This is a genomic window from Candidatus Methylomirabilis sp. (assembly GCA_036000645.1).
GTDB lineage: Bacteria > Methylomirabilota > Methylomirabilia > Methylomirabilales > JACPAU01 > JACPAU01.
Map to the genome: position 1 here is coordinate 1 of DASYVA010000109.1, position 5,865 is coordinate 5,865.

The window sequence follows — 5,865 nt, forward strand, 5'->3', positions numbered from 1 at the left end:
TGATCCGCCGCCGCCCCGCCTCCCCCTCCTTGCTGAGCCGCTCCAGGGCCGGGATGACCACCGCCAGCAGCTGCAGGATGATGGAGGCGCTGATGTAGGGCATGATGCCCAGGGCGAAGATGGAGAGCCGGCGCAGCGCCCCTCCCGAGAAGAGGTCGAAGAAGCCGAAGAGGGTCCCGCCCACCTGGTCGAAGAGGGCCGTCAGCGCCTGCGCGTCGATCCCGGGCGTCGGGACGTGGGAGCCGATCCGGTAGACGATGAGGAGCACGCAGGTAAAGATGACCCGCTTGCGGAGCTCCGGGACCCGGAAGATGTTGGCCGTCTGACTGATCATGCCCCGATGACCATCGCCGAGCCCCCGGCCGCCGCGATCTTCTCCGCGGCGCTCCGGGAGAAGCGATGGGCCTGCACCGTGAGCGCCTTCGTCAAGCTCCCCTCCCCCAGCACCTTGACCCCGTCCCGCAGGGCGGCGATGAGGCCGCGCTCCAGGAGGACCTGGGGCGTGACCTCATTGCCGGCTTCGAACCGCTGCTCGAGCGTCCGGAGGTTGACCAGGGCGTAGGTCTTCCGGAAGACATTGGTGAACCCGCGCTTGGGCAGCCGCCGGGTCAGGGGCATCTGCCCCCCCTCGAACCAGGGGCGGAGCTTCGGCCCGGACCGGGCCTTCTGCCCCTTGTCCCCCCGGCCGGAGGTCTGGCCGTGCCCAGAACCCGGTCCCCGTCCAACCCGTTTACGCGGCCTCCGGGACCCGGGGGCCGGTTTCAACGTGTGCAATCGCATGCGAACACATCCCGCGGGGAGCGTCTCAGAGCCCGCCCGCCTCCACCCGCACCAGGTGCGCGACCCGGGTGAGCATGCCCCGGAGGACGGGGGTGTCCTGGCGGGTCACGGTCTGCCGGATGCGGCGCAGCCCGAGGGCCCGGACCACCACCCGCTGGTCCCGGGGGTGGCCGATGACGCTCCGGACCAGGGTGATCCTGAGCCGCCCCGCCGCCTCAGTCACGGCCTGCCTCCGCCCCTGCCGCGGGAGCCTCCGCCCCCCGCCCCCGGAGACGGGCCACATCCTCGGGAGCCCGCAGCTGCCGCAGCCCCATGATGGTGGCCTTGGCCACGTTGTGGGGGTTGTTGCTCCCCAGGGACTTGGAGAGGACATTGCGGACCCCGACCGCCTCGAGGATCGCCCGGGCCGCCCCACCCGCGACGATCCCGGTCCCCGGAGCCGCCGGCTTGAGCACGACCCGCCCCGCCCCGTACTTCCCGAGGATCTCGTGCGGGAGGGTCTGGTTCAGGAGGGGGATCGCGACCAGGTCCTTCTTGGCCGCTTCGATCCCCTTCCGGATCGCCTCCGGCACCTCGTTGGCCTTCCCCAGGCCCAGCCCCACGTGTCCCGCCATGTCCCCGACCGCCACCAGGGCGCTGAAGGAAAACCGCCGGCCGCCCTTCACCACCTTGGCGACCCGGTTGATGTCGATCACCCGTTCCACCAGGTTCAGCCCTTCGGTGCTCTTTCTCGGCACGTCCCTCTCCTCTGCCGTGCTAGAACTGCAGCCCCTTCTCCCGGGCCCCCGCGGCGAGGGCCTTCACGCGGCCCTGGAAGCGGTAGCCGCCCCGGTCGAAAACCACCTGCCGGATCTGGGCGGCCAGCGCCCGCTCCGCCAGCAACTCCCCCACCCGCTTCGCCTGGACGGTCTTCTTCCCGACCTTCTCCTTCCCCTTGAGCTCCGGGGAGAGGGTGGAGGCGGCGACGAGCGTCCGACCCTGCAGGTCATTGATGATCTGGGCGTAGATGTGGCGGGCGCTCTTGAAGACCGACAGGCGCGGACGCTCCGGCCGCCCGACCACCTTCTTCCGGACCCGGCGGTGGCGCTTGAGGCGCGCGAGGGCGATGGCTCTGGCGTTACCCATGGGACGCTCCATACCCGGGAGAGAGCTAGGCGCCCGTCTTCCCGGCCTTGCGGCGGATCCGCTCCTCCAGGTACTTGATCCCCTTGCCCTTGTAGGGCTCCGGCTTCCGGAAGGAGCGGATCTTGGCCGCCACCGCCCCCACCAGCTGCTTATCTGACCCGGAAACGGTGACGAGCGTCTGGTTCTCCACCTCCACCGCGATCCCCGCCGGAACCGCGTAGACCACCGGTCGGGAGTACCCGACGGAGAGGGTCAGGGTCCGCCCCTGGACGGCGGCCCGGTAGCCCACCCCCACCATCTCCAGCTTCCGGCGGAAGCCGGCCGTGACGCCGGTGACCATGTTGGCCACGAGCGCCCGGGTGAGGCCGTGCAGCGCCCGGTGCCGCTTCTCGTCGGAGGGCCGGCGGCAGACGACCTTCCCCTCGACCACCTCCACCGTGATGTCCGGGGGGACCGACAGACTCAGCTTGCCCTTCGGCCCCTCCACGTGCACGGTCCGGTCCAGCACGGCGACCTTGACCTTCTCGGGAATCGGGACCGGGAGGCGTCCGATGCGCGACACGCTTCTCCTCCTACCACACGGCGCAGAGGACCTCGCCCCCGACCTTTCCCTCCCGGGCCGCGCGGTCTGTCATGAGGCCCTTGGAGGTGGAGACAATGGCGACGCCCAGGCCACTCCGGATCCGGGGGAGCTTGCCGGCCCCGGTGTAGACCCGGAGGCCGGGGCGGCTCACCCGCTGGATATCGGTGATCACCCGCATGTTTTCTGGGCCGTACTTGAGGTAAACGCGGAGGACCCCCTGCTTCCCGCCCTCGATGAGCCGGTAGTTCCGGATGAAGCCCTCCTCCCTCAGGACCCGGGCGATCTGGACCTTGATCCGCGAGGCAGGAATGTCCACGCGGTCGTGCAGCGCCCGGCTCGCGTTCCGGATCCGGGTCAGCATATCCGCGATCGGGTCCGTCATGCTCATGCGCGCTCCGCCCAGGCGGTGCCCCTGCCCCCCACGCGCGCCGGCGCGCGGGGGCACGGACCCGCCGGATTCTACCAGGAGGCCTTGATGACGCCCGGGATCTCCCCTCGGAGGGCCAGCATCCGGAAGCAGATGCGGCACATCTCGAACCGCCGGAGGTACCCGCGCGGGCGCCCGCAGATCCGGCAGCGATGGTACTTCCGGACCTTGAACTTGGGCTCCCGCTGCGCCTTCAGGACCAGCGATTTCTTGGCCATACGTCTCCCGCCCGCCCGACTACTTCCGGAAGGGGAAGCCGAGCTGCTCCAGGAGCGCTCGCGCCTCTTCGTCCGTCCGAGCGCTGGTCGCGACGCAGATGTCCATCCCCCGGGTCGCCTCCACCTTCTCGTAGCGGATTTCAGGGAAGATCAGCTGCTCCCGGACCCCCAGGGCGTAGTTCCCCCGTCCGTCAAAGGACTTGGGCGGGAGCCCCTTGAAGTCCCGGATGCGGGGGAGGGCCGCGCTCAGCAGGCGGTCCAGAAACTCGTACATCCGATCTCCCCGCAGCGTCACCTTGGCCCCGATCGCCATGCCGGCCCGGAGCTTGAAGCCGGCCTCCGCTTTCTTCGCCCGGGTGACCACGGGCCGCTGGCCCGTGATCGCGGCCAGCTCCTCCACGGCCGTATCGATCACCTTGGTGTTCGCCACTCCCTCCCCCAGTCCCATGTTCAGGACCACCTTCTCCAGCCGCGGGACCTGGAGGGGGTTCGTATACTGGAACTGCTTCATCAGGGCCGGAACGATCTCCTGGCGGTACCGCTCCCGAAGGCGGGGCGGGACCGCCGGCGCCGCCGGGGCCGGCGGGGCCGGCGGGGCCGCCGGCTTCCCCTTGGGTTCGCGCTTCCCCTTCTTCTCCGCCGGCTCCGCCATCAGTCGATGATCTCCCCGCACCCCTTGCAGACCCGGACCTTCCGCCCGTCCGCCAGGAAGGAGCGCCCCGTCCGGACCGCCTTGTCGCACTTGGCGCACACCACCAGGACGTTCGAGACGTCCAGCGGGTTTTCCCGCTCCAGAATCCCCCCCTGCTGGCTCATCCGGCCCGGCTTCACGTGGCGCTTGACCAGGTTGAGCTTCTCCACCAGGATGCGCTGGGTCTTCGGGATGACCCGGATCACCTTCCCGCGCTTCCCCTTGTCCTTCCCGGCGATGACCTGGACCAGGTCGTTCTTCCGGACCGCCAGGACCTCGAACTTGGCCATGGGCCTCCCGCGCCTCCTAGATCACTTCGGGGGCCAGCGACACGATCTTCATGAACTTGTGCTCCCGGAGTTCGCGGGCGACCGGGCCGAAGATCCGAGTTCCCACCGGGTCGTTGTGCTCGTTGATCAGGACGGCGGCGTTCCGGTCGAACTTGATGTAGGACCCGTCGAGGCGCCGGTGCTCCTTCACCGTCCGGACCACGACCGCCTTCACCACGTTCCCCTTCTTCACGGTCCCCTCGGGGACCGCCTCCTTCACGTTGGCCACGATCACGTCCCCCAGGCGCGCGTACCGCTTGGCCGACCCCCCCAGGACCTTGATGAGGGAGATGCGCTTCGCCCCGGAGTTGTCCGCCACATCCAGAATGGTACGCAGGCCGATCATCGCCAGGATCCCTTCCGCGTGCCGGGCGGCCGCCTCGGCCGGTCCAGCCCCCCCGGACTCCAGCAGGCCCGGCAGAGAGGGAGGAACGGCGCGCGCGCGTCTCTCTGGTGCTCAGGCTCCCCTCTCCTCCACTAGACGGCCTTCTGGACGATCTCCACGACGCGCCACCGTTTGTCGCGGCTGAGAGGCCGGGTCTCCGCGAGGAGGACCCGATCCCCCACCTTGCACGCTCGCTCTTCGTCGTGGGCCTTGACCTTCGTCCGGCGCCGGACCAGCTTGTTGTAGTCGGGGTGCCGAAAGACCCGCTCCACGGCCACGACCACCGTCTTCTGCATCCGGTCGCTCACCACCGTCCCCACCACCGTCTTGCGGCGCCCGCGTGGTGCCTCGTCCATGGCTAGGCCTTCCCCTTCCCCGTCGGCGCGGCCCCGCGGGCGCGCTCCCGCAGCACGGTGGCGATCCGGGCCAGGTCGCGGCGCAGCACCCGGATCCGCATCGGATTCTCGAGCTGGCTCACCGACGCCCGGAGCCGGAGGCGGAACAGCTCCTCCCGGAAGGCCCGGACCTTCTCCGCCAACTCCGCCTCCGTCAGTTCCCGCAGCTCCTGCGCGGTCATGCCATTACTCCGCGTGGCGCCGCCGGGCCACGAAGCGGGTGGCGATGGGGAGCTTGTGCGCCGCGAGCCGCATGGCCGCGCGGGCCTCCTCCTCCGTCACCCCCTCCATCTCATAGAGGATCCGGCCGGGCTTCACCACGGCCACCCACCCCGCCGGGGCCCCCTTCCCCTTCCCCATCCGGGTCTCGGCCGGCTTGGCCGTGACGGGCTTGTCCGGGAAGATCCGGATCCAGACCCGGCCGCCCCGCTTCACGTAGCGCGTGATGGCCCGCCGGGCCGCCTCGATCTGCCGGTTGGTGACCCAGGCCGCCTCGAGCGCCTTGAGGCCGTACTCCCCGAACGTCAGGGTGGCGCCGCGGGTGGCGATGCCCGAGCGCCTGCCCCGCTGCTGCTTCCGGAACTTCACCCGCTTCGGCTGGAGCATCCCGTCCCCTGCCTAGTGCCGGGCCAACTGACGTCGCCTTGTATCTTCCACGTAGAGCTCCCAGTGCTAGAATGCGGCCGCTAACGGGACGGGACAGACCGATTCGCCTCCGGTCGCCGGAGACCGTACGTGAGCGTGGGTCGTCCCGTCCCCTCCCTGCACAGCCCGGACAGTCGCCAGGGCCCCCGAGCCCGCATCGTGCAAGGCCGGGCACTCAGGAGGAGGACCGCATGGTAGAGCCCCCCGTGTTTGTCGGCATCGATGTCGCCAAAGCCACCCTCGACGTCGCCGTGCACCCGACGGCCGAGCGCTGGACCGCCGCGCAC

Annotated in this window: 14 protein-coding genes; all 14 read right to left on the reverse strand. The window is 70.2% G+C overall.

Annotated elements, in window-relative coordinates:
* Positions 1-334: preprotein translocase subunit SecY (locus tag VGT06_06465; protein HEV8662763.1), on the reverse strand; the 334-nt coding region annotated here is incomplete at its 3' end.
* The gene (gene rplO, locus VGT06_06470) at positions 331-780 is read right to left on the reverse strand and encodes a 50S ribosomal protein L15 (protein HEV8662764.1); all 450 of its coding nucleotides are present in this window, start codon (positions 778-780) and stop codon (positions 331-333) included. The genes VGT06_06465 and rplO, both read right to left, overlap by 4 nt.
* Before the next feature lie 25 nt (positions 781-805).
* Positions 806-1,003: a 50S ribosomal protein L30 gene (gene rpmD / locus VGT06_06475; GenBank protein HEV8662765.1), complete on the reverse strand. Its 198-nt coding sequence runs from the start codon at positions 1,001-1,003 to the stop codon at positions 806-808.
* Positions 996-1,517 (reverse strand): 30S ribosomal protein S5, encoded by a 522-nt coding sequence (rpsE, locus tag VGT06_06480; GenBank protein HEV8662766.1) that lies wholly within the window; start codon positions 1,515-1,517, stop codon positions 996-998. The genes rpmD and rpsE overlap by 8 nt, the downstream gene beginning before the upstream one ends.
* A gap of 19 nt (positions 1,518-1,536) precedes the next feature.
* Positions 1,537-1,905 (reverse strand): 50S ribosomal protein L18, encoded by a 369-nt coding sequence (gene rplR, locus VGT06_06485; protein ID HEV8662767.1) that lies wholly within the window; start codon positions 1,903-1,905, stop codon positions 1,537-1,539.
* A gap of 25 nt (positions 1,906-1,930) precedes the next feature.
* Positions 1,931-2,467, reverse strand: coding sequence for a 50S ribosomal protein L6 (gene rplF / locus VGT06_06490; GenBank protein ID HEV8662768.1), 537 nt, complete (start codon positions 2,465-2,467; stop codon positions 1,931-1,933).
* Positions 2,468-2,477: 10 nt separating this feature from the next.
* On the reverse strand, positions 2,478-2,876 hold the full coding sequence (rpsH, locus tag VGT06_06495) for a 30S ribosomal protein S8 (GenBank protein ID HEV8662769.1): 399 nt from the start codon (positions 2,874-2,876) through the stop codon (positions 2,478-2,480).
* A 71-nt stretch (positions 2,877-2,947) separates the two neighbouring features.
* Positions 2,948-3,133: a type Z 30S ribosomal protein S14 gene (locus VGT06_06500; protein HEV8662770.1), complete on the reverse strand. Its 186-nt coding sequence runs from the start codon at positions 3,131-3,133 to the stop codon at positions 2,948-2,950.
* Positions 3,134-3,152: 19 nt separating this feature from the next.
* On the reverse strand, positions 3,153-3,788 hold the full coding sequence (rplE, locus tag VGT06_06505) for a 50S ribosomal protein L5 (protein ID HEV8662771.1): 636 nt from the start codon (positions 3,786-3,788) through the stop codon (positions 3,153-3,155).
* Positions 3,785-4,114 (reverse strand): 50S ribosomal protein L24, encoded by a 330-nt coding sequence (gene rplX / locus VGT06_06510; protein HEV8662772.1) that lies wholly within the window; start codon positions 4,112-4,114, stop codon positions 3,785-3,787. The genes rplE and rplX overlap by 4 nt, the downstream gene beginning before the upstream one ends.
* Before the next feature lie 16 nt (positions 4,115-4,130).
* Positions 4,131-4,499: a 50S ribosomal protein L14 gene (gene rplN, locus VGT06_06515; protein ID HEV8662773.1), complete on the reverse strand. Its 369-nt coding sequence runs from the start codon at positions 4,497-4,499 to the stop codon at positions 4,131-4,133.
* Positions 4,500-4,630: 131 nt separating this feature from the next.
* Positions 4,631-4,894, reverse strand: a complete 264-nt coding sequence (rpsQ, locus tag VGT06_06520) for a 30S ribosomal protein S17 (GenBank protein ID HEV8662774.1) — start codon at positions 4,892-4,894, stop codon at positions 4,631-4,633.
* A 2-nt stretch (positions 4,895-4,896) separates the two neighbouring features.
* Complete coding sequence (gene rpmC / locus VGT06_06525; GenBank protein ID HEV8662775.1) at positions 4,897-5,115, reverse strand: 50S ribosomal protein L29; 219 nt, start codon at positions 5,113-5,115, stop codon at positions 4,897-4,899.
* 4 nt (positions 5,116-5,119) lie between these two features.
* Complete coding sequence (gene rplP / locus VGT06_06530; GenBank protein ID HEV8662776.1) at positions 5,120-5,539, reverse strand: 50S ribosomal protein L16; 420 nt, start codon at positions 5,537-5,539, stop codon at positions 5,120-5,122.
* Positions 5,540-5,865: the final 326 nt, after the last annotated feature.